Raw genomic sequence first — 21,284 nt, 5'->3', positions numbered from 1 at the left:
ACATTTAATCAAATAATAAGATTCCTAATCCATTTTCAAACGAAATAAATTACTTTTGCCTTGTATGATTACAGTAGATATAATTTTAAAATATTTTCCTGATTTAACAGAAAATCAGATAGCTCAATTTACCAAATTAGAAAGTTTATACAAAGAGTGGAATGCTCAAATAAACGTAATTTCTAGAAAAGATATTGATGAGTTATACATTAGACACGTATTGCATTCTTTAGGAATAGCAAAAGTACAACCTTTTAAACCCGGAGCTAGAATTTTAGACGTAGGTACAGGAGGTGGATTCCCAGGAATACCGCTAGCCATTTTATTTCCAGAAACAGAGTTTTTATTAGTAGATTCTATTGGTAAAAAAATTAAAGTCGTAAATGGAGTTGCCGAAGGAATTGGACTAACCAACTTAACTGCAGAACATATGCGAGCAGAAAAAGTAAAAGGTGAATTTGATTTTGTGGTAAGTAGAGCCGTAACCGCCATGCCCGATTTTGTAAAATGGGTAAAAAAGAAATGTGCAAAAAAACAAAACCACACACTTAAAAACGGAATTCTATATTTAAAAGGAGGTGATTTAACAGAGGAGTTAAAAGAATTTGCGAGTGTTACTCTATATGATTTGCCTAACTATTTTGAAGAAGACTTTTTTGAAACCAAAAAAGTAGTCCATTTGCCTTTAAAATTTAAGCCCACTCGTTAAATGAAACTTTTTTCTTTTATATTATTTTTCATCACTCCTCTTATTTTGACTGCTCAAGATAAACTGTATGCTGATGAAAAATACTATGAAGATCAGCTATATATAGGAGTACAATACAATAGTTTCGTTACCTACAACAAGGGGATTAACAACAATGGTGTCCCTTATAGTTTTGATGCAGGTTTTATAAAAGACATGCCTCTAAATAAAAAAAGAAACATTGGTTTAGGAATAGGTATTGGCTATAGTTACGACATTCTAAGACCTAATATTACCGCTACTCCCAACGGAACTAACTTTGATTATGCTATTAGCAATGATTTTAGTAGCTACAAATATCAATCCCATAATATAGAAATTCCTTTTGAGTTTAGATGGAGAACTTCAACCCCTACGAATAATAGCTTTTGGAGAATTTATACTGGGGCTTCTGCTGTTTATAACATTAGTAGTAAAACAGAATTTAACGTAGGATCAAAAACCGTGACGTATTCTGATTTAGAGGATTTAACTAAAATTAACTATACCGTTTACACCTCTATTGGTTTAGGCACCTGGAATCTTCATCTTAAATACTATCTAAAATCTCCTTTTAAAGATTCTGTAAGAACTATTGACGACCAAAAACTTAGCTTTAATCAATTAAAAATTGGAGTGCTATTTTATATCCTATAAAAAGTAGCTCAACACTATAGGCAATAATAATCCTAGGGAAATCCCCCATATGATTTCTTTAATATTATGGGCTTTTAGCTGTAGTCTGGCAGTAGCCAGCCCCCCTAACAAAGCCACAATTAACGCTATTGTTTTATTAGCATATTCGTAATTTTCCCCATAAATAAGTGTAAAGCCTAACAAACCGGCCAACCCTAACATATGTAGGCTAATTTTTGTTTTAGTATAAAACATAAAACTAGTTACAATTAATCCCACGGCGGTAGCATAAGCCAAGATAATTAACTCTCTCAATTGCCATATTTCTTGCAGTGCATACGCTAAAAACAAATAATTTGCAATCATTAATAGAACAGGAATTTTTCTTTCTTGTATGGTTTCTGCCTGATTGGTTTTTACAATCCCTACCAACCTTAATAAAAATAAAGTAGCTAGAGGCACTACCAAAGTACTCCCTAAAACAATAAAAAAGACTAAATATTTTTGAGCAGATGATAAAGGCAATGGTAAAACTGACAAATAAATACCTGTTGCTATAGATGGTAAAAAAACAGGATGAAGAATGTATGAAATTACTTTATAAAATTTATCCATACTTACATTTCTTTTCTTAATCGGGCAACCGGAATATCTAATTGCTCTCTATATTTAGCGACTGTTCTACGCGCTATTAAATAACCTTTTTCTTTCAAATGTGCCGATAATTTATCGTCTGTTAACGGTTTTTTCTTATCCTCTTCTGCCACCACTGTTTTTAAAATACTTTTAATTTCTCTTGTAGAAACATCTTCTCCCTGATCATTTTTCATTGACTCTGAGAAAAACTCTTTCACCAACTTAGTTCCGTAAGGTGTAGATGCATATTTACTATTGGCAACACGAGACACTGTAGAAATGTCCATGTTAATTTTCTCGGCAACATCTTTTAAAATCATGGGTCTTAACTTGCTTTCATCCCCTGTTAACAAGTATTCTCTTTGGATGTCTATAATACAACTCATTGTTACCATTAAAGTCTGTTGCCTTTGTTTAATAGCATCTATAAACCATTTGGCAGAATCTAACTTTTGCTTGATAAACAAAACAGCATCTTTTTGAGATTTGGTTTTTGTTTTTGCCTCTTGATATCCTTTTAACATGTTATTATATTCCCTAGAAACATGCAGTTCCGGTGCATTTCTAGAATTTAACAACAACTCTACCTCCCCATCAGCAACTCTAATGGTAAAATCAGGAACAATTTGTTCTACAATTTTAGAATTTCCTACAATAGAACTTCCGGGTTTAGGGTTTAATTTTTCTATTTCTTTAATTGCTTCTTTAAGTTCGTCTTGTGTAATTTCAAACTTATGCAATAACTTTTCGTAGTGTTTTTTCACAAAAGGGTCAAATGCCTGATCTAATATTTGAATAGCCAATTCTACAGCTCTAGTTGGTCTTTTTCCTTCTAGCTGAATAATTAAACATTCTTTTAAATCTCTTGCTCCAACTCCTAAGGGTTCTAATTTCTGAACCACATCATATAAAATATCTTCTACTTTACCTTCTTCTGTAAAAATATTTTGGGTAAATGCTAAATCATCAACAATATCTAAGGTTTCTCTTCTTAAATATCCATTGTCATTAATACTTCCTACTAAAAATTCTGCAATTGCATACTCTTCATCAGAAAGCGTAAAGGTATTTAGCTGATTGATTAACGACTGGTGAAAACTTAATCCTCCTGCATAAGGTACATCTCTATCCTCATCATCGGCAGAATAATTATTGGCTTGCAGTTTATAACTAGGAATGTCATCATCGCTTAAATACTCATCTATATTAATATCATCGGCAGAAATAGATTCATTTCCTTCTTCTGCATAATCATCATAAGAATCTTCGTAATCCTCTTCTTTTTCTTTTCCAGACTCTAAAGCAGGATTTTCTTCAATCTCTTGTTTTAGTCTCTGTTCAAAAGCTTGAGTAGGCAATTGAATCATTTTCATCAACTGAATTTGTTGAGGAGATAATTTTTGAGATAATTTTAAATTTAAGCTTTGTTTTAGCATCTGAATTGGGTGTTCTTATAACCTATAAAACTAAGGTAAGTAAAGTATTTGTTAGAAACAAGCAATCCACTAATCAAATTTTATGCCGAATTAAAAAATATTTTCCTATATTCTTCCACATTTTTATTTTTATTGATAAAATCATCAAAAAATTAATTACTTTTAATCAAGAAATTCCACTTAGCCACCTAAGGCTTATGGAATTGTATATTTAACAAATGGACATTAAAGAAATAGACACTATTGAATTAAAATATCTTGATATTAAAGATTATCAAGAATTAAAACAAGCCATGATAGAAGTTTATCATGATCTTGAAAACTCTTATTGGGATGAACACCATATAAAAACACTAATCAGTAAATTTAAAGAAGGACAGGTTGTAATTAAAGTAAATGGACACATTGCAGGTTGTGCATTGTCTATTATTGTGGATTACGAAACGTTTTCTGACGACCATACATACAGCGAAATTACAGAAGACTATACGTTTAACTCCCACACCAACAAAGGGGATATGTTGTATGGTATTGAGGTGTTTATTAGACCTGAATTTAGAGGTTTACGTTTGGGGAGACGTTTGTATGATTACCGAAAAGAATTGTGTGAAAACTTAAACTTAAAAGGAATTGCTTTTGGAGGTAGAATTCCCAATTACCATAAATATGCTGACAAATTAAGCCCTAAGGCTTATATAGAAAAAGTAAAAATGAAAGAAATTCACGATCCTGTGTTGAACTTTCAGATTTCTAATGATTTTCATCCTTCTAAAATTATCAAAGGATATTTAGAGGGAGATGCAGGTTCTAACGACTTTGCTGTATTGTTAGAATGGGACAATATTTACTACCAAAAACCTAAAAAAATTGCAACTCAAAACAAAGAAGTTGTTAGAATTGGATTGATCCAATGGCAAATGAGACCTTATGATAGTTTAGATGATATGATGAAACAAGCTGAATATTTTATAGATGCTGTTTCGGGATATCGTTCGGACTTTGCTTTGTTTCCAGAATTTTTTAACGCTCCTTTAATGGCAGGCAACAATCACTTACCTGTTGCTAAAGCTATTAGAGAACTAGCTAAGCATACCAAAGAAATTGTTCAAAAATTTTCTGAATTGTCTATTTCTTACAACATTAATATTATTACGGGTAGTATGCCCGAAATTAGAGACGAGAAATTGTACAATGTTGGATATTTATGCAAACGTGATGGATCTATAGAACGTTACGAAAAAATACACGTAACTCCAGATGAAGAAAAAGTTTGGGGAATGCAAGGAGGAAACAAAATACAAACCTTTGATACCGATTGTGGTAAAGTTGGAGTTTTGATTTGTTACGATTCTGAATTTCCAGAATTAAGCAGAATATTAGCCGATGACGGAATGGATATTTTATTTGTTCCTTTCTTAACAGATACTCAAAACGGATATTCTAGAGTAAGACATTGTGCCCAAGCAAGAGCTATAGAAAACGAATGTTACGTTGCCATTGCGGGTAGTGTAGGAAACTTGCCTAATGTAGAAAACATGGACATTCAATACGCACAATCTATGGTGTTTACTCCTTGTGATTTTGCTTTTCCTAGCAATGGAATTAAAGCAGAAGCCACTCCTAACACAGAAATGATTTTAATTGCAGATGTAGATTTGAGCCTTTTAAAGGAACTAAATCAACATGGTAGTGTTAGAAACTTAAAAGATAGAAGAACAGATGTGTATGAATTGAAAAGAAAATAAAAAAGACAAACAACCATAAAACACTGTATTACAATAACTCATCCGATAATTTCACAATTATCGGATTTTTTTATTCTATATTTTTTTAAAAAACAAAACCATCTTGATTTCTTTCTCGTAGATATTGCAAACGGAATCACCATGAAGGTTTTTAGTACCATTTTATTCTTATTCATCTTTCACATTTCTTTTGTCAACACAATAGAATGGCAGGAGTTAAATGCTGCAACTTTTACAAGAGCCAAAGCAGAAAATAAAATTATTTTACTAAACTTAAAAGCAAACTGGTGTCATTGGTGCCACGTAATGAAAAACAACACTTACACAAACCAGGAGGTTGTTACTTATATAAACAAGCACTTTATTACTGTTGAGGCTGACCAAGATGCAAATCCAGAATTATCTAACAGGTATAAAGATTACGGATGGCCTGCAACCATTTTTATCAATGCAAAAGGAGAAGATGTGGTAAAAAGAGCAGGATATATGGCTCCAGAAAACTTTTTAAGATTGTTAAAAGCCATTATTAAAGATCCATCTCCTGAACAAACATCTGTTGATTTAACCACCATCAATAATACTAAAAACACAAATAATAATTTAGTAGCAACCTTAGAAAACAACTTTATAAAATCTTTAGATATTGAGGTAGGCGGATTTAATCAAGCACAAAAATATATTGAATATGCCACGTTTGAAAAAGCCTTGTTAGATCGTAAAAATCTAACCCTAAACACTTGGATTAAAAACAGTGTAAAAGGAGCTAAAAAATTAAGTGATCCTGTTTGGGGAGGTATGTATCAGTACTCCACACACAACGATTGGGAACATGTTCATTTTGAAAAACTGCTATCTATTCAAGCCAGATATATCAACATATTTTTACAGCATTACACCTATTACAACGATGAAAACTCGCTAAAACAAGCAAAAAACATTGTTCACTATATAGATACATTTTTAGCTAACAAAAACGGATTGTACAGCAATGCGCAAGATGCAGATTTGATACAAGGAAGACACGCAGGAGCATATTTTGCTTTAAACAATACTGAAAGAAGAAAGTTAGGAATTCCTAACATAGATAAGAACACGTTTACAGACAACAATGCAACTATAGGTTCCGCTTTGTTAAGAATGTACAACGGAACTCAAAACAAAAAATATTTAAACAAGGTTAAAACGATAGAAAACGGCTTGTACCAACGTAAAAACAGAAATGGTTTATACACACACGGAAGTAAGCAGAGTACTGTTAGTAGTTTAAAAGATCAAATCGCAATGGCTCATTTCTTCATCAATCTTATTAAAAACGACATCAACAACACCAAAGCCAAACAAGAATTAAAAGCCTTGTGTTTACAACTAAAAAATAAGTTTTTACTACAAAACGGATCTTTTATAAGCTTTACAGGGAATAACGGATTAACAACACAACCTTTAAAGGAAGAAAATATTAGTCTAGCTAGAATTTTTAATTGGTATGGACATTATACCCATAATAAGGAATACATCAACATTGCTAAGCACACTTATAAATTTTTAACGGCAGATGTTTTAGCTAAAAATTACTACTCAGAAGCATCTTTGTTATTGCTACAAAAGGAGCTGGCAACAGAGCCCAATCAATATGTGTATTTAAACACAGAAAAGGGAAACCATTTCAATTATTACTTACAAAGTATAACTCCTTTTTACAGTCTTGTTTATGTAGGAAAACTAAATGAGTTGCCTACTGAAAAGCAAAACCTAATTAAAAGTTTTAAAGAAAACGTACTGTTTAGTTGTACATCAAACTACTGCTCAACACCCATATACTCGGAGGAGGAACTCAAAAAAGAATTTTATAAAAATAATTAATAATCATTAAAATCAAATCACATGAAAAATTTCACAAAGAATTCATTATTAACAGGAACCTTAGTTGCAGGAGCTTTAGTATCAACTACAGATGCAACTGCAAAAACATTATCTGTTGACTATTTAGGAACAGGAGGACAAGTACGTACTCAATTATTATCAACATCTACAAACCTTTTATCTTCTGCTGTTGATGGATTAAAATCTATTCAAGGAGCTTGTGGCGAAAAGAAAACTACAGATGCTAAATGTGGTGAGAAAAAGACCAAAGATGCAAAGTGTGGAGAAGCAAAAGCGAAAGATGCAAAGTGCGGAGAGGCAAAAGCAAAGGATGCTAAATGTGGAGAAGCAAAAGCGAAAGACGCAAAGTGCGGAGAGGCAAAAGCAAAGGATGCTAAATGTGGTGAAGCAAAAGCGAAAGATGCAAAGTGTGGTGAGAAAAAATAAGCACCTCTCTTAATAACTTTATAGATGAGTCAAAATAATTTTGACTCATCTATTTTAAATCAGAAAATATGGTAGGAATAGGATACAGAAAAGACTTTGCAGAAGATTTTGCAAGCAACAACGTTTTAACACCTTCTTTTATAGAAGTGGCTCCAGAAAACTGGATGAATGTTGGTGGGTATTATAAAAAGCTTTTGGACAAAGCTTTGGAAAAACATCCTCTTTTTGCTCACGGCCTATCTTTATCTGTAGGAAGTCCAGAAGGAATTGATGTTGATTTTGTAAAACAAATCAAAAAATTTCTAGACGATACCAATACCGTGGAGTATTCAGAACATTTAAGTTTTTCTAAATGTGACAATGCCCATTTGTTTGATTTGTTACCCATCCCTTTTACTGCTGATGCGGTAAAACACGTTGCCAAAAACATTGCTTTGGCTCAAGATATTTTAGAAAGAAAAATTGCCATAGAAATAGTGAGTTACTACTCTCCTATTGCTGCAGAAATGACAGAATTGGAGTTTATTAACAACGTTATTAAAGAAGCAGATTGCAACCTTTTATTAGATGTAAACAATATTTATGTAAATAGTTTCAATCATCAGTACAACGCTAAAGAGTTTTTAGCAAACTTAGATTTAGAAAGAGTTAAATACATACACATGGCAGGTCACACTCAAGTATCAGAAGATTTGATAATTGACACACATGGAGAAAATATTATTGACCCTGTTTACGACTTATTTGGTTTTGCCATGCAACAATTAGATAGAGATGTACCTGTATTGTTAGAACGTGATTTTAACATTCCAGAATTGGAAATTTTACAACAAGAAATGAGTCAGTTACAAAATATTAAAACAAATAGTTTAAAACACACAGCTCATGTTACTAGCTAAAACACATCAACACCAAAGTAAATTAGCCACTTATTGTAGAACAGGAAATTCTGTAACTATAGAGGGTGCTGTACAAAAAAACTTAACCCATTACAGACGTTTGGTTTTTAACAACGTGTTAGATAGTTTAGAAACAGCATACCCGCTTACTCAAAAATTACTAGACCCCAAAGATTGGGAATTATTGGTGCATCGGTTTTTTAGCTACTACAACATACAAAGTCCACAAATATGGATGATGCCAGAAGAATTTAAAAACTACATTCTAGAAACTGAACTTATACTAACGAAGCAATATCCTTTTTTAGAAAACTTATTAACCTTTGAGTGGTTAGAAGTAGAAGTCTTTATGATGCCTGACATTCCACACCATAAAGCACCTCCTGAAACCTATGTGTTAAATCCAGAAATGGATATGATGATGGTAAATTACCCTGTCCATTTAAAAAATGCAAATACAATAACCAAAGACGACAAAGGAACTTATTTTATTTGTATGCATAGAGATCCAGACACAGGAAATGTACAATTTACCAACCTTTCTATTCCTTTTGTTGACGTAATTGAATGTTTATCAAAAAAACCATTAACAGATATTCAGATTAAAGAAATTTTAAAAAAATATGCCCAAGATGAAATTATTGAAACAGCTTTTTTAGACTTTATAAATAAGGCTACATCTACAAAACTAATATTCACTAGCTAACTTTATTTAAAAAAGCAGTAACTAAATTAATTGTTACTGCTTTTTACATCTTAAACATAGCTAACTAATTACTTAACTACTAATGTATATTGCGGAGTTGGATTTAAAGGACAGAAATAAACATATTCTCCTTTTTCCAATTTCACCTCTTTAGAATGCCCTGTTGTGTTGTTTTTTACAAGCGAAGTAACGTAAGCATTTTTAATATGATTTGCCTCGTCTGTTTTTCCTTTAGGAGCCAATACAAAACCTACATCTTTTCCTACTTTGTGATTTGCGATTTCAAATACATAAGTCCCTTCTGATAAGGTAATTGATTTTTGAGTAAACTCTCCTTTTGTTTGCTCTAAAGCTACTGTTTTAACTTCTTTACTTTGCGCATTTGCTGTAAATATAGCTCCTACTACAACTAACAACCCTACTACTAAATTTTTCATGTTCTAATTATTTTAAATGATTTATTTTTGATTCTGATACAAAGATGCAACGGACTCCCTTCTTTAAAAATGGACAAAGGTTCCTAGCACTTGGACATCTTGATTTTTTTTAAACTAAGTCTCCAGCTTTTACTACAGGAAAATCAATTTCTGTATCTGCAATATGATTCACATAATTTGTTAATGTATTAGACACCACATTTAATACAATCTCTAAAATATCCTCATCAGTATAACCTGCTTCTTTTACAGCCTGTAAAGCCTCTACAGAAACAACACCTCTTTTAACAGTAACTTCTTGTGCAAACTGCAAACCAGCTTGTTGTTTAATATCTTCTGCTTGCCCTTTTCTACTATCAATTATTTGTTCTTTACTTAGCCCATTTAATTTACCAATAGCTGTGTGTGCAGACAAACAGTAATTACAAGAGTTTTCTTCTGCAACTGCCAAAGCCAATTGTTCTCTAAATTTATTACTAAAGTTTCCGCTTGCCGTTAATTCACCTAAAGACAAATAACTTTTTAATGTAGCTGGAGAATTTCCAAACACTTTAATTAAATTAGGAATAAACCCTAATTTTTTTTCTACTGCATTAAATAATTCTTTTGCTTCTCCTGTTGTTGTTTCCGGATTTAATGTTTTAATTTTTGTGCTCATAATTTTTATATTTTATGTTGTTATATTGTTATGTCTTATTGACACTACAAAGATGCAACCGATACCTTCCTATAAAAATGGACAAAAGTTCCTAGCACTTGGATTGCTGTCCCCCTTAAAAAACTTAAGTTTGTAACAATATAACCCCCTAATTATATTCTACAATATGGCTGATTTACTACTAAAAGTATTTTTACCTTTATCTCTTTCTATTATTATGTTAGGCATGGGAATGTCTTTAACTCTAAAAGATTTTACCCTAATTTTTAAACAACCTAAAGCTGTTCTTATTGGTCTTTTTAATCAAATTATTCTTTTACCCTTACTTGCTTTTATTTTAGCTCTGGCTTTTAACCTAAGTGATACATTAGCTGTAGGTCTTATTATTTTAGCAGCCTGTCCAGGAGGGGCGACCAGCAACATTATCACCCAAGTATGTAACGGAAATTTAGCATTATCTGTAACATTAACTGCCGTTACTAGTTTTACAGGTATTTTATCTATCCACCTTTTAACTTCTTTTGCACTAGCATATTTTAACACACAAACAGAGTCTAACATACAACTACCAATTACACATACTATTTTTCAAATTACGACCATCACTATTATTCCTATTTCTTTAGGTATGATAATTTTAAAATACAAACCCACCTTTGCTTCTAAAATGATAAAACCAATGAAAATTGCTTCTACTATTATATTTGCTCTTATATTGATAGGTCTTATAGCTTCTAATTTTGAGAAAGTAAGTAGCGCTCTAAAAGCTGTAGGACTAGTAACCCTTGTGTTAAACCTTAGTATTATTGGTTTTGGTTTTTTAATTCCAAAATTATTCAATCTAGAAGATAAAGATTCTATTTCTGTAGGGGTAGACGGAGGAATTCAGAATGCAACACTAGGTATTGTTGTAGCAACCACTGTATTAAACAACATAGAAATGGCTATTCCCACTGCTGCTTACTCTATTTGGATGTATATAACAGGTGCACTTTTAATGTGGATTATTAACAAACGTAACAAAACAAAAGCTTCTTTACGTTAATATTCTTTTCTAAACTGTAAGGGTGATTTGTTTTCTGCCTTGGTAAAAAAGCGAGTAAAATAAGCGGCATCATTATACCCTAAATTATACGCTATTTCTTTAACAGGTACATCTGTATAAATTAATTGACGTTTAGCTTCTAGTACAATTCTGTTTTTTATAAAATCACTTGGAGATTCTGCTCCTACTCTCTTAAAATTTTTAGTCAATGATTTTGGAGACAAAGCTAAACGCTCTGCATACTCAGAAACCGTATGCATTTTTTTAAAATTTTGCTCTACAAGTAAACTAAAATCTTTAAACAACTTGGTTTCTATATCGGTTTTAAAAGGAGTTAATTCTTTTAAAATTCTAACAGATAGTATAATAAATTGTTTTAAATAAGCTTGTAACATATCATATTGTGCAACCTCATTTTTTTGAAACTCTTCTTCTAGGCTTTCTAAGATAAAACTTAGTTTCTGTGTATCTTTTTCACAAGGCTTTACATAAGGTGTATCATACACATTATTAAACAAAACTCCATTACAAGCTACTGCTTTATCATGAGTTTGAATGCAATAAAAATCTTTTACAAAACTAATTTTATAAGCTTCTTTTATACTTTCAGATACTACATTAAAAACTTGGCCTGGAGATAAAAAAAACAACACATTATCTTTAAACTCATATCTTTTAAAATCTATATTGTAAAAACCACTTCCTTTTTTTATCCAATAAATACTATAAGTATCTACCTGTTCTGGCTGATTGAATACACAAGCAGTTTCAAAGCTTACGGTACTTAAAGAAAAAATATCTTTATAACTATAAGTATTAATATTTTGTAGTGCCATTTGTGTTTTAGTTTCGTTTTTTTTTGGTCGTAAAAAATAAGAGAGTTAACATTTTACCTTAACCTATCTATTAAAATAGTTTTTATTGATTGATTACAATCAACTTAATCACCTATGCTCTGGTATCCTTTTTGAATCTTTATTTATAAAGTAAATAGGATTATTTATTCTAACAAAAATTTATTATTTAATTTTAAAAGAACAGATACATGAAAATATTAGTAATAGGAGCAAGCGGTAGAGTTGGTAAAATTTTAACAGAAAAATTATTAGACAACCAACATGAAGTAATAGGAACCACTAGACAAGATGAACTGCTTTTTATAAACAAAAATTACACTCAAATAAATTTAAATTTAACAGGCGAACTTAAAGACATGCAAGAAATTACTCCCAATACTTTGGATGCTGTCTATTTTGTTGCTGGATCTAGAGCTCAAAACTTATTAGAAATAGATTTACATGGAGCTGTTAAAACCATGCAACTTGCAAAAAACAAAAACGCACAACAATATATTATGCTTAGCTCTGTATTCTCTTTAGAAACAGACAAATGGAAACAAGAAGGTTTTGACCAACTAAAAGATTATTATATAGCCAAACATTATTCTGATGAATGGCTGGTTAAAAATAGTGGTTTAAACTATACCATAGTACAACCAAGTGCCTTAACAGAAAAGGAAGGAACTGGAAAAATAGAAGTGAACATTAAACACCCAGGAGAAAACTCTATACAAGATGTAGCTAGCACCTTATTAGAAGTTTTAAACAACAAAGCTACACACCACAAAGTTATCACTTTACACAGCGGTGAAACTCCAATAAAAAAAGCAATACAGAGCTTGCTTTCATAATTATTAACAGCCCAAGAGTTAACTCTTGGGCTGTTATTTTTATATACTAGAAATATAATTACTTAAATCTTCTCCTCTTTCAAGGCCTATTTTTTTACGAATTCTATGTCTAGATATATGAACACTATTTACAGATATATTAAGTAGCTTAGCCATCTCTTTACTATCAAATTTTAATTTAATTAAAGCACAGTGTTTTTGTTCTGTTGGTGTTAGCTCATCATGTTTATCTCTTAATCGTTTGTAAAAATCTGTGTTTACCTCTGTAAATCGCAAATTAAAACTCTCCCATAAATCTTTATTTCCTCTTACTATTTCTTTATGTATTTTTCTATAAGTGTCGGGAGCATTTAACTTTAAAGCCTCCAGTAAAGTTTCTATATTTTTATCTTTTTCTATTAGTTGTAAGGCAGAAACGGTTAACTCTTTACTCTTGCTCTCTAGTACAACATTTATTTTTTCTTTGTCGTGCTTAATTTCTAAAGCAACCTTTTCTTTTTCAGCTTTTAATCTTTTAACCTTTGCTTTATGATAAAAAAGTAATATCAAAACAATTAAAATAAATAGAATAATTGCGATAGCAAAAATCAATCGGATCTGAATTTGTTTTTTCTTTTCAATAACATCTTCTTGTTGATTTATATATGCATCTTTTTTTACCAATGCCTCTTTGTATTTATTTTTAATTTCAAAAAGATCACTGTTATTTTTGTTTCGCATACCAAATAAACTATCTCCTATTTTAGTAGATTGTTCTAGGTAGTAATAGGCTTTATCAACTTTATTTTGTTTTTTATAAATAGAGGCTATTTTTTGCAAAATATCGGTTTTTAAATCTGTATGCGAATTTGTAACCAATATTGCATTCAGGCTTTTTTCATAGTAATAAAGAGCCTTAGTAACCTCGTTTTTTTTTGTATACAAATCACCCAAAAAAGAATACACTACAACCAAATAATGTCTATTTTCTTCTTCCAACAACTGTTTTGCTCTTATTAAAAAAAGCTCGGCTTCTTTTAAATTATTTTGCAACAAATGTAAATTTCCTTTTTCTGCAAAAACATAAGCATTACGATCCATTCTATCAGGAATATTTCTTTCTACGTATAAACAAGAATCTAAATACACAGTACTCTTATCATAGTTTTTTGCCTTCCTATACTGCACTGCCAGACTATAATAAGCTTTTCTTAAATTATTTGATTTACGCCTCCCCTCTACCGTATCTTTCTTTATATATTTTAACGTTAATATCTTATGTTCTATCGCCTTATCTTCTTTATTATAAATACCATACAACATACCTAGCTCGTTATGAATTGCTGCTATTCCTCTATAATTATTTTCTGCTTTTGCTAATAGTAAAGCTTCCCACAAATGCTCATAAGCAACCGCATACATCCCTTTATTTTTATGTACATCAGCCGCTTCTAAATGGAATTGAACCAGATCAGTTTTGTTGTTTTTACCAAGAGCTATCGTATCCTTATTTTGTTCTTCAATAAATTGAAAGTCATTAACAATACCAAGATTTGCTCCATAACTATTCAAGAAATAAACAATCCCCAAAACATATAAACAAAATATTTTTTTCATAGTAAGCAATGTAACCAATTTTACAAACTCTAAAGGATTATAATATTCCTATTTAAAACAACTAAAGCAACTGTAAAGTTATTGTATAGTACTAGACAATACTTTTTACCAATCTAAATGATAGATTTGTGACAATATCGCAATAAAAACAACTAAATATTACATTTTTAATATTATAAAATATTCTAACTAAACATAGCAACACTTAAAAAACACTAGACAACCATGAAAAAACTTCTTTTTTTACCAATCGTAATTTTTAGTTTATTAATTTCTTGTACCGATGATGCTTCTGAAGACAATTTTATTCCTCCCACAGAAGAAGCTCCAATTGACGAAAACAACGAAGACAATGATGACGACGATAATGGTGATAACGAAACTCCAACAGCTTGTAATATTACTACAAAAGATGGATTGCTAATTTTAGAAGGAGAGAGTTTTGAATTGCAAGGAAAATGGGGAGTCGTAGCAGATGAAAAAGCATCTGGAGGAAAATACATTGAATATACTGGAGCAAATAATTACAATAGTCCCAATTTAACACACGAAATTAGTGTGAAATTTTATGTACCTGCAAAAGCAGGATATAGAGTTAAATGGTTTATGAGACAACCACCCGAAGAAGCCTCTGGAGATTTAGCTAATGATGTATGGATTTATTTTCCGGGAGATTTAGGTCGTGCCTATGTTAATCAACAACCTGTTACCTTAGAACATTACGAAAAATTTGTAAGTAGAAGTGCTAAAGATGGTGAGTTTGCCTTTGGGGGTGCTCTCGATTTACACAACCCAAAATCTAGCTCATGGATGACCGTTGATTTTCCGGAAGCAGGAGAATACACATTAAATATTTGCGCACGATCTAAACATTTTCAACTAGATAAAATTATCTTATCTACTGGCTTAGATAATGATGTTGTCGCAGAAACATCTAAAGATTTAACAGAAACTAGTACTTGCGATTAATTTACTCCTAACTTATATCATTCATGAAAACATTTTTTTTACCACTAGTAATTCTATCTATATATTGTCTGTCTTTTACAACAAATGCACAGTTTAAAAAATACAACAACAATAGAATTGCGTGTAGTGCCGATGGAAACGCGCAACCCGATTTAGAATACACAGGTACTTATAACTATGCAGATCCAGACGATTGGGGAGCTACTCCTGCTGCTTTGGCAATGTTGGCTAAACTAAAATTGCAAGATAAATTGGTTCATTTTTCGTACAACAACTTTATGCCTTCTCCGCCACACACCACAGTTAGAAACTATATGAAAGAAGGTGTAGATGGGTCTATAAAAAGATGGAACTATAACCCAAATCTATTTTTTGATGTAGGAATTCAAAAAAAAGAAGCCATTACTCATTTAAAAAAACAACTGGAAATATCAACACCAAACAACCCTTTGTTTTTTATCAACATGGGTCCCTCTGAGTTTTTGTACCAAGCCGTTCAACAAACTATAAAAGAAGGACATTCAGAAGCTTTGTCTCATGTCTATATTTTATCACACAGCAATTACAATGATCATCATTTAAGAAGACCCGATCATCACACGATTGAGGATGTGATTAATTTGAGCGGAAATAAATTAAAATTTAAACGAATCAAAGATCAAAACAAGAAAAATATTCCCACAGAAGGATGGAGTTCTAACCATGATTGGTCGGTTTGGGATTGGTTAAAAAATCACCCAAATAAAGACATTGCATGGATTTGGACAAGTATGAAAAAACACAAAGAAAAAAGAGCTGACATTTCGGATGCAGGTATGATTTATTACTTATTAACTGGTGATGCGGATGGAAGTCCTAGTAAATTTCAAAAATTTTTAGGTGATAAAATCTAGAGTATTCAACACCCTTACAAAAGAATAAAACCAAATAATCGCCTTAAATAGTTTATTTGTTCTACAAAAAGCAAGATATCTACTACAACAATCATCAATGAATCAATAAATTAGCAACACATTGTTTAATATAATTTTGTAATGATAAAAAAACTACAATTTCTATTTATTGCTTTCTTGTTCACCTCCTTAGGCTTTGCCAAAGACATTTATGTGGCTACTAACGGGAACGATAGCAATAATGGTTCTATCACCAATCCCTATAAAACTTTTAGCAAAGCCATTTCTGTAATGTCTGCAGGTGATGTATGTATTATTAGAGCAGGAGTTTATAAGGATGAATTTAACATTACTAAAAACGGAACTGCCAGCAACTACTTAACCTTTAAAGCTGCTGACGGTGAACATGTAGAAATTAAAGCAACCTCTAAAATAAACAATTGGCAATTACACAATGGTAATATTTACAAAACCAATATAAACATGTCTATTGCAAGTAGATTTCGTGCTGTATATCATAACCAAGAATTTATGGATTTGGCAAGATGGCCAAACAACACAGACAACAATCGCTGGACAGTGGATTGTACCCCTGTAACAGATGGAAATGGTACTTATTTTAATGCTGATAATATTCCTAATATAGATTGGTCTGGTGGTATGGTTTATTATTTAGGAGCCCATTCTGGAGCAAGTTGGACAAGAGGGATTACTTCTAGTTCTACCACAAGAATAGATTTTACTGAAGTTGACATTAACAAATGGCCTTTTAGCATACACAACCCTACCACTTGGAGAGATTATCCTAATAATAAGAGGGGACAAATGTACTTATTTAACAAACTAGAGGCTTTGGATTATGCTAGAGAATGGTATTATGATGCTAACACCAACACCCTCTATTTACAAACTGCTGATGGTTCTATTCCTGCAGATGACACTGTTGAATATGCAACCCGAAAAATTGCTATTGAGTTGTCTGGGGATTACATCAAACTAGAAAGACTCCACATTTTTGGAGGAAGTATCACCATAAACAACAATGCAGATAACAATCAAATTCTAAACTGTACCATAACACACGGTAGCGAAGGACATGATGATTTAACCAACACCTCTGCACAAGTTGGAGAAGCGGCTATTGAAGTTCTAGGAGACAATACACTTATCAAAGGATGTACTATCAACCACAGTTCTGTTAGTGGAATTGTAATTTCTGGGTGGGCTGCAGACAATTGTACTGTGGAAGGAAACACCATTAGCAATATAGATTATGTAGGAATACATGCATCTCCCATAAGAACAAGTGGGGACAATATGAAAGTTCTAAAAAACACTATTTTTAACGCAGGTAGAGACGGAATGTATGTGGCAGGATCTAACTGTGAAATTGCTTACAATGATGTTTCTGCAAGTCAAAAAATAAATAGCGATTCTGGTGTTTTTTACACTGTAGGAAACAATAATCTTAAAAACAATGAAATTCACCACAACTGGTTTCACGATGCTACAGCTCCAGATTATTCACACAGTGCGGGAGATCCTGCCAAGGCTGCTGGTATTTACTTAGACAACGACAGTAAGGGGTATACGGTACACCATAACGTGGTTTGGAATGTATCTTGGAGTGGTTATCAGGTAAACTGGAACAATACAAATTTAGATTTTTACCACAATACCATTTGGAATACACAAACAGCTATGGATTCTTGGGTAAATGGTTATCCACAATCTAATAACAAAATATACAACAATTATGCTAGTAATGGGACTTGGCATACAGGAAATGGAGCTAGCGAATTCGACATTCAGAACAGTCCTATTTTTGCTACTTCTCCTTTTGAGAATGCAGACAATCAAAATTTTATGCCTGCAGCAGGAAGTGATTTGATAGACCAAGCTCCTATTATTTCTGGATTTACAAAACCCTATAAAGGGGTAAACCCAGATATTGGTGCCTATGAACGTGGAGGAACTAGATGGACTGCAGGTATCAACGCTATTGAAGATACAGGAGAGGATGCACTTTGGAGTATTTTTGACTCACAATTCACGATTACCTCTTACTCAGAAACCTGCCCCAACGAAAACAATGGTAAAATTATTATTTCAGCAGATATTTCTAAAAACTATAACGTAACGTTTAACGGACAAACTACTGCCTTTACCAAAGAAATTACACTGGAAAATATTGAACCTGACAATTATAACCTATGTATCTCCTTGCAAGGAGAAACCGATGAACAATGTTTTATGGTTAGAATAGAAAAAAGCTCTAGTATTAGCATAGAATCCTCTTTAAAAAGCAACGGAACTTATCATATTGAAATTAGTAACGGAACACCTCCTTATAGCATTTCTGTAAATAATGAATTGGTGTTAGAAACCTCATCAACCTCTATTGATATTCAAGTAAATCAAGGAGATTTAGTTAAAATAAGTTCGGAACCAAATTGTGAAGGTCTTGCTATTAAATCTATAGATTATTACAACAACACAATAGCGAGCCCTAATCCAACTCACGGAGAATTTAACCTAATAATTCCTGTTAGTAATGGAGAAGTTCCTGTAGAGATTTACAATGTACAATCTCAATTAATTCAATCTAAAACATGTACCATCACAAATGGTCAAATTCCGTTAAGTATAAAAAATCAACCATCAGGAGTTTATTTTGTAAAAATTATAAGTAACAAACCTACGGTACTAAAAGTGATTAAAAACTAAAAAACAGGTTCTAAAAAAAGCCTCAAACTAGTTGTTTGAGGCTTTTATTTTTTTTGAACAAAAGTTAGGCTTTTAAAAAGTCAGTAACATTTTTGTCTATTCTTTCTAAGACATTAGATATGTCTGCTTTTACAAAATTCTCTCCTGTAATTTGCTCGTACAATTCAATGTATCTGTTAGAGATTTCTTCTATTTTTTCTTCTGTTAATTCAGGGATTTGTTGCCCTTCTTTTCCTTGAAAACCATTTTCTATCAACCATTGACGAACAAACTCTTTAGACAATTGCTTTTGAGACTCTCCTTTATCTTGTCTTTCTTGATATCCATCTGCATAAAAATAACGAGAAGAATCTGGCGTATGAATTTCATCAATCACCACAATTTTACCCTCCGAAGTTTTTCCAAACTCATATTTAGTATCTACTAAAATCAACCCTCTTTCTGCAGCCAATTCTGTTCCTTTTGCAAACAAAGCCAATGTATAAGCCTCTAACTGTTTGTAATCTTCTTCTGATACAATTCCATTTACCAAAATTGCTTCTCTAGAAATATCTTCATCATGATCTCCTAAATCAGCCTTGGTTGTTGGAGTAATAATTGGAGCTGGGAATTTATCATTCTCTTTCATTCCTTCTGGCATGGTAATTCCACACAATACTCTTTCTCCACTAGCATAAGTTCTCCAAGCATGCCCTGTACAATAACCACGTACTACCATTTCTACTTTAAAAGGTTCGCAAGCGTACCCAACAGTTACGTTTGGATCTGGAGTTCCCAATACCCAGTTTGGACAAATATCTTTGGTTGCTTCTAACATTTTAGCTGCAATCTGATTTAAGATCTGCCCTTTATAAGGAATTTGTTTTGGCATAATTACATCAAACGCAGAAAGTCTGTCTGAAGCAATCATTACTAGTTTTTTGTTTACAGTATAAACTTCACGAACTTTTCCTTTATAAATTGCTGTTTGACCAGGAAAATTAAAATTGGTATCGTTAATTGTGTTACTCATCTGGGAATTTAATTTGTTGCAAAAATACTTTTTTTTGACCGAAGTAGCTACAGTCAAGTATCTAGACTTTATAAAAAAGAGCAAGGATGTTCTTACTCGCTTCTATAAAGTTATTTAATCTATTTCTATACTTTTATAGGCTGTAATAATTTCTTTAACCAAACGGTGACGAATAACATCTTTACCGTCTAAATGAACTTGCGCAATTCCTTTTACCTCTTTTAAAGCCAATAAAGCTTCTTTTAGTCCGGATACTTGTTTTCTTGGTAAATCTATTTGACCTGGATCACCATTAATCACAAACTTGGCTCTTTTTCCCATTCTCGTCAAAAACATTTTCATTTGACTATGAGTGGTATTTTGTGCTTCATCTAAAATCACAAAAGCATTGTCTAACGTTCTACCACGCATAAAAGCCAAAGGAGCAATTTGTATGATTCCTTTTTCCATATGAGATGCCAAACGTTCTGCAGGAATCATATCACGCAAAGCATCGTATAAAGGTTGCATATACGGATCTAACTTTTCTTTCATATCACCAGGTAAAAAACCTAAGTTTTCTCCAGACTCTACTGCTGGTCTTGTTAAAATTATTTTTTTAACTTCTTTTTCTTTTAAAGCTCTAACTGCCATTGCAACGGCCGTGTAAGTTTTTCCTGTACCTGCAGGCCCAACAGCAAACAACATATCGTTAGTTGCCATTGCCTTTACCATATTGCGTTGGTTGTCTGTTTGGGGTTTTATTAAATTCCCTCCCACACCATGCACCAATACATCATCTTTAGCACGTTGTTTTTGCAATTCTATTTGAGAAGACAGTAAGAGTTGCTCTATACTGGTTTCATCTAGCTTATTGTATTTAGCTAAATAATTTACCAATACTTCTATTCTTTTTTCAAATTCATCTAATAAAATAGCCTCTCCATATGCTTTTATTTGATTTCCTCTTACCACCAATTTTAATTTAGGATAATAAGATTTAATCAGATTGACATGAGAATTATTAGGCCCAAAAAAGTCTATTGGGTTGATTTCCTCTAGGGTAATTAAACGTTCGTTCAAGCTTTAAATCTGTTTATAAATTGCAGCTACAAAGTACATAATTATCATTTACAATTCTGTAAATTTGCTTAGAATAATTCACAAAAAACGCTAACATAATTTC

The 21,284-nt window shown here is 32.0% G+C and carries 20 protein-coding genes; 12 read left to right on the top strand and 8 right to left on the bottom strand.

Annotated features, from left to right (window positions below; genetic code table 11):
• The first annotated feature begins 64 nt into the window (after positions 1-64).
• Both rsmG and FHR24_RS03425 read left to right on the top strand, forming a co-directional pair.
• A complete protein-coding gene (gene rsmG, locus FHR24_RS03430; protein WP_167183892.1) occupies positions 65-709 on the top strand; it encodes a 16S rRNA (guanine(527)-N(7))-methyltransferase RsmG in 645 nt (214 codons plus the stop codon).
• Positions 710-1,384, top strand: a complete 675-nt coding sequence (locus FHR24_RS03425; protein ID WP_167183889.1) for a porin family protein — start codon at positions 710-712, stop codon at positions 1,382-1,384.
• On the opposite strand, the gene FHR24_RS03420 is transcribed toward FHR24_RS03425, so the two are convergent.
• Both FHR24_RS03420 and rpoN read right to left on the bottom strand, forming a co-directional pair.
• Positions 1,379-1,978, bottom strand: coding sequence for a hypothetical protein (locus FHR24_RS03420; protein WP_167183886.1), 600 nt, complete (start codon positions 1,976-1,978; stop codon positions 1,379-1,381). The two genes, FHR24_RS03425 and FHR24_RS03420, sit on opposite strands and share 6 nt — an antisense overlap.
• A 2-nt stretch (positions 1,979-1,980) precedes the next feature.
• The gene (gene rpoN / locus FHR24_RS03415) at positions 1,981-3,435 is read right to left on the bottom strand and encodes an RNA polymerase factor sigma-54 (RefSeq protein ID WP_167183883.1); all 1,455 of its coding nucleotides are present in this window, start codon (positions 3,433-3,435) and stop codon (positions 1,981-1,983) included.
• A gap of 218 nt (positions 3,436-3,653) precedes the next feature.
• On the opposite strand from rpoN, the gene FHR24_RS03410 reads away from it, so the two are divergent.
• The 5 genes from FHR24_RS03410 to FHR24_RS03390 all read left to right on the top strand — a co-directional run bounded on the left by FHR24_RS03410 (position 3,654) and on the right by FHR24_RS03390 (position 9,092).
• The gene (locus FHR24_RS03410; protein ID WP_167183880.1) at positions 3,654-5,180 is read left to right on the top strand and encodes a carbon-nitrogen hydrolase family protein; all 1,527 of its coding nucleotides are present in this window, start codon (positions 3,654-3,656) and stop codon (positions 5,178-5,180) included.
• 141 nt (positions 5,181-5,321) lie between these two features.
• Positions 5,322-7,040, top strand: a complete 1,719-nt coding sequence (locus FHR24_RS03405; protein ID WP_167183877.1) for a DUF255 domain-containing protein — start codon at positions 5,322-5,324, stop codon at positions 7,038-7,040.
• Between the two features lie 21 nt (positions 7,041-7,061).
• Entirely contained in the window at positions 7,062-7,487 is a 426-nt protein-coding gene (locus FHR24_RS03400; protein ID WP_167183874.1) for a hypothetical protein, read from the top strand.
• 68 nt (positions 7,488-7,555) lie between these two features.
• Positions 7,556-8,386: an HvfB family MNIO-type RiPP peptide maturase gene (locus tag FHR24_RS03395; RefSeq protein WP_167183871.1), complete on the top strand. Its 831-nt coding sequence runs from the start codon at positions 7,556-7,558 to the stop codon at positions 8,384-8,386.
• Positions 8,373-9,092 carry an HvfC/BufC N-terminal domain-containing protein gene (locus FHR24_RS03390; protein ID WP_167183867.1) on the top strand — a complete coding sequence of 240 codons (720 nt, stop codon included), beginning with the start codon at positions 8,373-8,375 and terminating at the stop codon, positions 9,090-9,092. Before FHR24_RS03395 ends, FHR24_RS03390 begins: the two co-directional genes overlap by 14 nt.
• A 68-nt stretch (positions 9,093-9,160) precedes the next feature.
• Here FHR24_RS03390 and FHR24_RS03385 read toward each other — a convergent pair whose 3' ends face one another.
• Both FHR24_RS03385 and FHR24_RS03380 read right to left on the bottom strand, forming a co-directional pair.
• Complete coding sequence (locus FHR24_RS03385) at positions 9,161-9,529, bottom strand: hypothetical protein (protein ID WP_167183865.1); 369 nt, start codon at positions 9,527-9,529, stop codon at positions 9,161-9,163.
• A gap of 109 nt (positions 9,530-9,638) precedes the next feature.
• Positions 9,639-10,187: a carboxymuconolactone decarboxylase family protein gene (locus FHR24_RS03380; RefSeq protein ID WP_167183862.1), complete on the bottom strand. Its 549-nt coding sequence runs from the start codon at positions 10,185-10,187 to the stop codon at positions 9,639-9,641.
• Positions 10,188-10,353: 166 nt separating this feature from the next.
• Between FHR24_RS03380 and FHR24_RS03375 the strand changes: the two genes are divergently transcribed.
• Positions 10,354-11,232 (top strand): bile acid:sodium symporter family protein, encoded by an 879-nt coding sequence (locus FHR24_RS03375; RefSeq protein ID WP_167183859.1) that lies wholly within the window; start codon positions 10,354-10,356, stop codon positions 11,230-11,232.
• On the opposite strand, the gene FHR24_RS03370 is transcribed toward FHR24_RS03375, so the two are convergent.
• The gene (locus FHR24_RS03370) at positions 11,229-12,068 is read right to left on the bottom strand and encodes a helix-turn-helix domain-containing protein (protein ID WP_167183856.1); all 840 of its coding nucleotides are present in this window, start codon (positions 12,066-12,068) and stop codon (positions 11,229-11,231) included. The genes FHR24_RS03375 and FHR24_RS03370 overlap by 4 nt on opposite strands.
• 209 nt (positions 12,069-12,277) lie before the next feature.
• On the opposite strand from FHR24_RS03370, the gene FHR24_RS03365 reads away from it, so the two are divergent.
• Entirely contained in the window at positions 12,278-12,922 is a 645-nt protein-coding gene (locus FHR24_RS03365; RefSeq protein ID WP_167183853.1) for an NAD(P)H-binding protein, read from the top strand.
• 39 nt (positions 12,923-12,961) lie between these two features.
• Here FHR24_RS03365 and FHR24_RS03360 read toward each other — a convergent pair whose 3' ends face one another.
• Complete coding sequence (locus FHR24_RS03360; RefSeq protein ID WP_167183850.1) at positions 12,962-14,518, bottom strand: helix-turn-helix domain-containing protein; 1,557 nt, start codon at positions 14,516-14,518, stop codon at positions 12,962-12,964.
• Positions 14,519-14,743: 225 nt separating this feature from the next.
• On the opposite strand from FHR24_RS03360, the gene FHR24_RS03355 reads away from it, so the two are divergent.
• The 3 genes from FHR24_RS03355 (at position 14,744) to FHR24_RS03345 (ending at position 19,107) form a co-directional block, all read left to right on the top strand.
• Complete coding sequence (locus FHR24_RS03355; protein WP_167183847.1) at positions 14,744-15,487, top strand: hypothetical protein; 744 nt, start codon at positions 14,744-14,746, stop codon at positions 15,485-15,487.
• A 23-nt stretch (positions 15,488-15,510) separates the two neighbouring features.
• Positions 15,511-16,380 carry a hypothetical protein gene (locus FHR24_RS03350; protein WP_167183844.1) on the top strand — a complete coding sequence of 290 codons (870 nt, stop codon included), beginning with the start codon at positions 15,511-15,513 and terminating at the stop codon, positions 16,378-16,380.
• 141 nt (positions 16,381-16,521) lie between these two features.
• Positions 16,522-19,107: a T9SS type A sorting domain-containing protein gene (locus tag FHR24_RS03345; protein ID WP_167183843.1), complete on the top strand. Its 2,586-nt coding sequence runs from the start codon at positions 16,522-16,524 to the stop codon at positions 19,105-19,107.
• A 64-nt stretch (positions 19,108-19,171) separates the two neighbouring features.
• On the opposite strand, the gene FHR24_RS03340 is transcribed toward FHR24_RS03345, so the two are convergent.
• Both FHR24_RS03340 and FHR24_RS03335 read right to left on the bottom strand, forming a co-directional pair.
• Positions 19,172-20,119: a phosphoribosylaminoimidazolesuccinocarboxamide synthase gene (locus FHR24_RS03340; protein WP_167183841.1), complete on the bottom strand. Its 948-nt coding sequence runs from the start codon at positions 20,117-20,119 to the stop codon at positions 19,172-19,174.
• 114 nt (positions 20,120-20,233) lie between these two features.
• A complete protein-coding gene (locus FHR24_RS03335) occupies positions 20,234-21,181 on the bottom strand; it encodes a PhoH family protein (RefSeq protein WP_167183839.1) in 948 nt (315 codons plus the stop codon).
• Positions 21,182-21,284 lie beyond the last annotated feature (103 nt).

This window comes from Wenyingzhuangia heitensis (assembly GCF_011762155.1).
Classification (GTDB): Bacteria; Bacteroidota; Bacteroidia; order Flavobacteriales; family Flavobacteriaceae; genus Wenyingzhuangia; species Wenyingzhuangia heitensis.
This window is presented reverse-complemented; position numbering and strand designations above follow the sequence as displayed.

Coding starts and splice junctions, on each gene's coding strand:
- rsmG (WP_167183892.1), top strand. CDS start 65: ATGATTACAGTAGATATAATTTTAAAATATTTTCCTGATTTAACAGAA.
- FHR24_RS03425 (WP_167183889.1), top strand. CDS start 710: ATGAAACTTTTTTCTTTTATATTATTTTTCATCACTCCTCTTATTTTG.
- FHR24_RS03420 (WP_167183886.1), bottom strand. CDS start 1,978: ATGGATAAATTTTATAAAGTAATTTCATACATTCTTCATCCTGTTTTT.
- rpoN (WP_167183883.1), bottom strand. CDS start 3,435: ATGCTAAAACAAAGCTTAAATTTAAAATTATCTCAAAAATTATCTCCT.
- FHR24_RS03410 (WP_167183880.1), top strand. CDS start 3,654: ATGGACATTAAAGAAATAGACACTATTGAATTAAAATATCTTGATATT.
- FHR24_RS03405 (WP_167183877.1), top strand. CDS start 5,322: ATGAAGGTTTTTAGTACCATTTTATTCTTATTCATCTTTCACATTTCT.
- FHR24_RS03400 (WP_167183874.1), top strand. CDS start 7,062: ATGAAAAATTTCACAAAGAATTCATTATTAACAGGAACCTTAGTTGCA.
- FHR24_RS03395 (WP_167183871.1), top strand. CDS start 7,556: ATGGTAGGAATAGGATACAGAAAAGACTTTGCAGAAGATTTTGCAAGC.
- FHR24_RS03390 (WP_167183867.1), top strand. CDS start 8,373: ATGTTACTAGCTAAAACACATCAACACCAAAGTAAATTAGCCACTTAT.
- FHR24_RS03385 (WP_167183865.1), bottom strand. CDS start 9,529: ATGAAAAATTTAGTAGTAGGGTTGTTAGTTGTAGTAGGAGCTATATTT.
- FHR24_RS03380 (WP_167183862.1), bottom strand. CDS start 10,187: ATGAGCACAAAAATTAAAACATTAAATCCGGAAACAACAACAGGAGAA.
- FHR24_RS03375 (WP_167183859.1), top strand. CDS start 10,354: ATGGCTGATTTACTACTAAAAGTATTTTTACCTTTATCTCTTTCTATT.
- FHR24_RS03370 (WP_167183856.1), bottom strand. CDS start 12,068: ATGGCACTACAAAATATTAATACTTATAGTTATAAAGATATTTTTTCT.
- FHR24_RS03365 (WP_167183853.1), top strand. CDS start 12,278: ATGAAAATATTAGTAATAGGAGCAAGCGGTAGAGTTGGTAAAATTTTA.
- FHR24_RS03360 (WP_167183850.1), bottom strand. CDS start 14,518: ATGAAAAAAATATTTTGTTTATATGTTTTGGGGATTGTTTATTTCTTG.
- FHR24_RS03355 (WP_167183847.1), top strand. CDS start 14,744: ATGAAAAAACTTCTTTTTTTACCAATCGTAATTTTTAGTTTATTAATT.
- FHR24_RS03350 (WP_167183844.1), top strand. CDS start 15,511: ATGAAAACATTTTTTTTACCACTAGTAATTCTATCTATATATTGTCTG.
- FHR24_RS03345 (WP_167183843.1), top strand. CDS start 16,522: ATGATAAAAAAACTACAATTTCTATTTATTGCTTTCTTGTTCACCTCC.
- FHR24_RS03340 (WP_167183841.1), bottom strand. CDS start 20,119: ATGAGTAACACAATTAACGATACCAATTTTAATTTTCCTGGTCAAACA.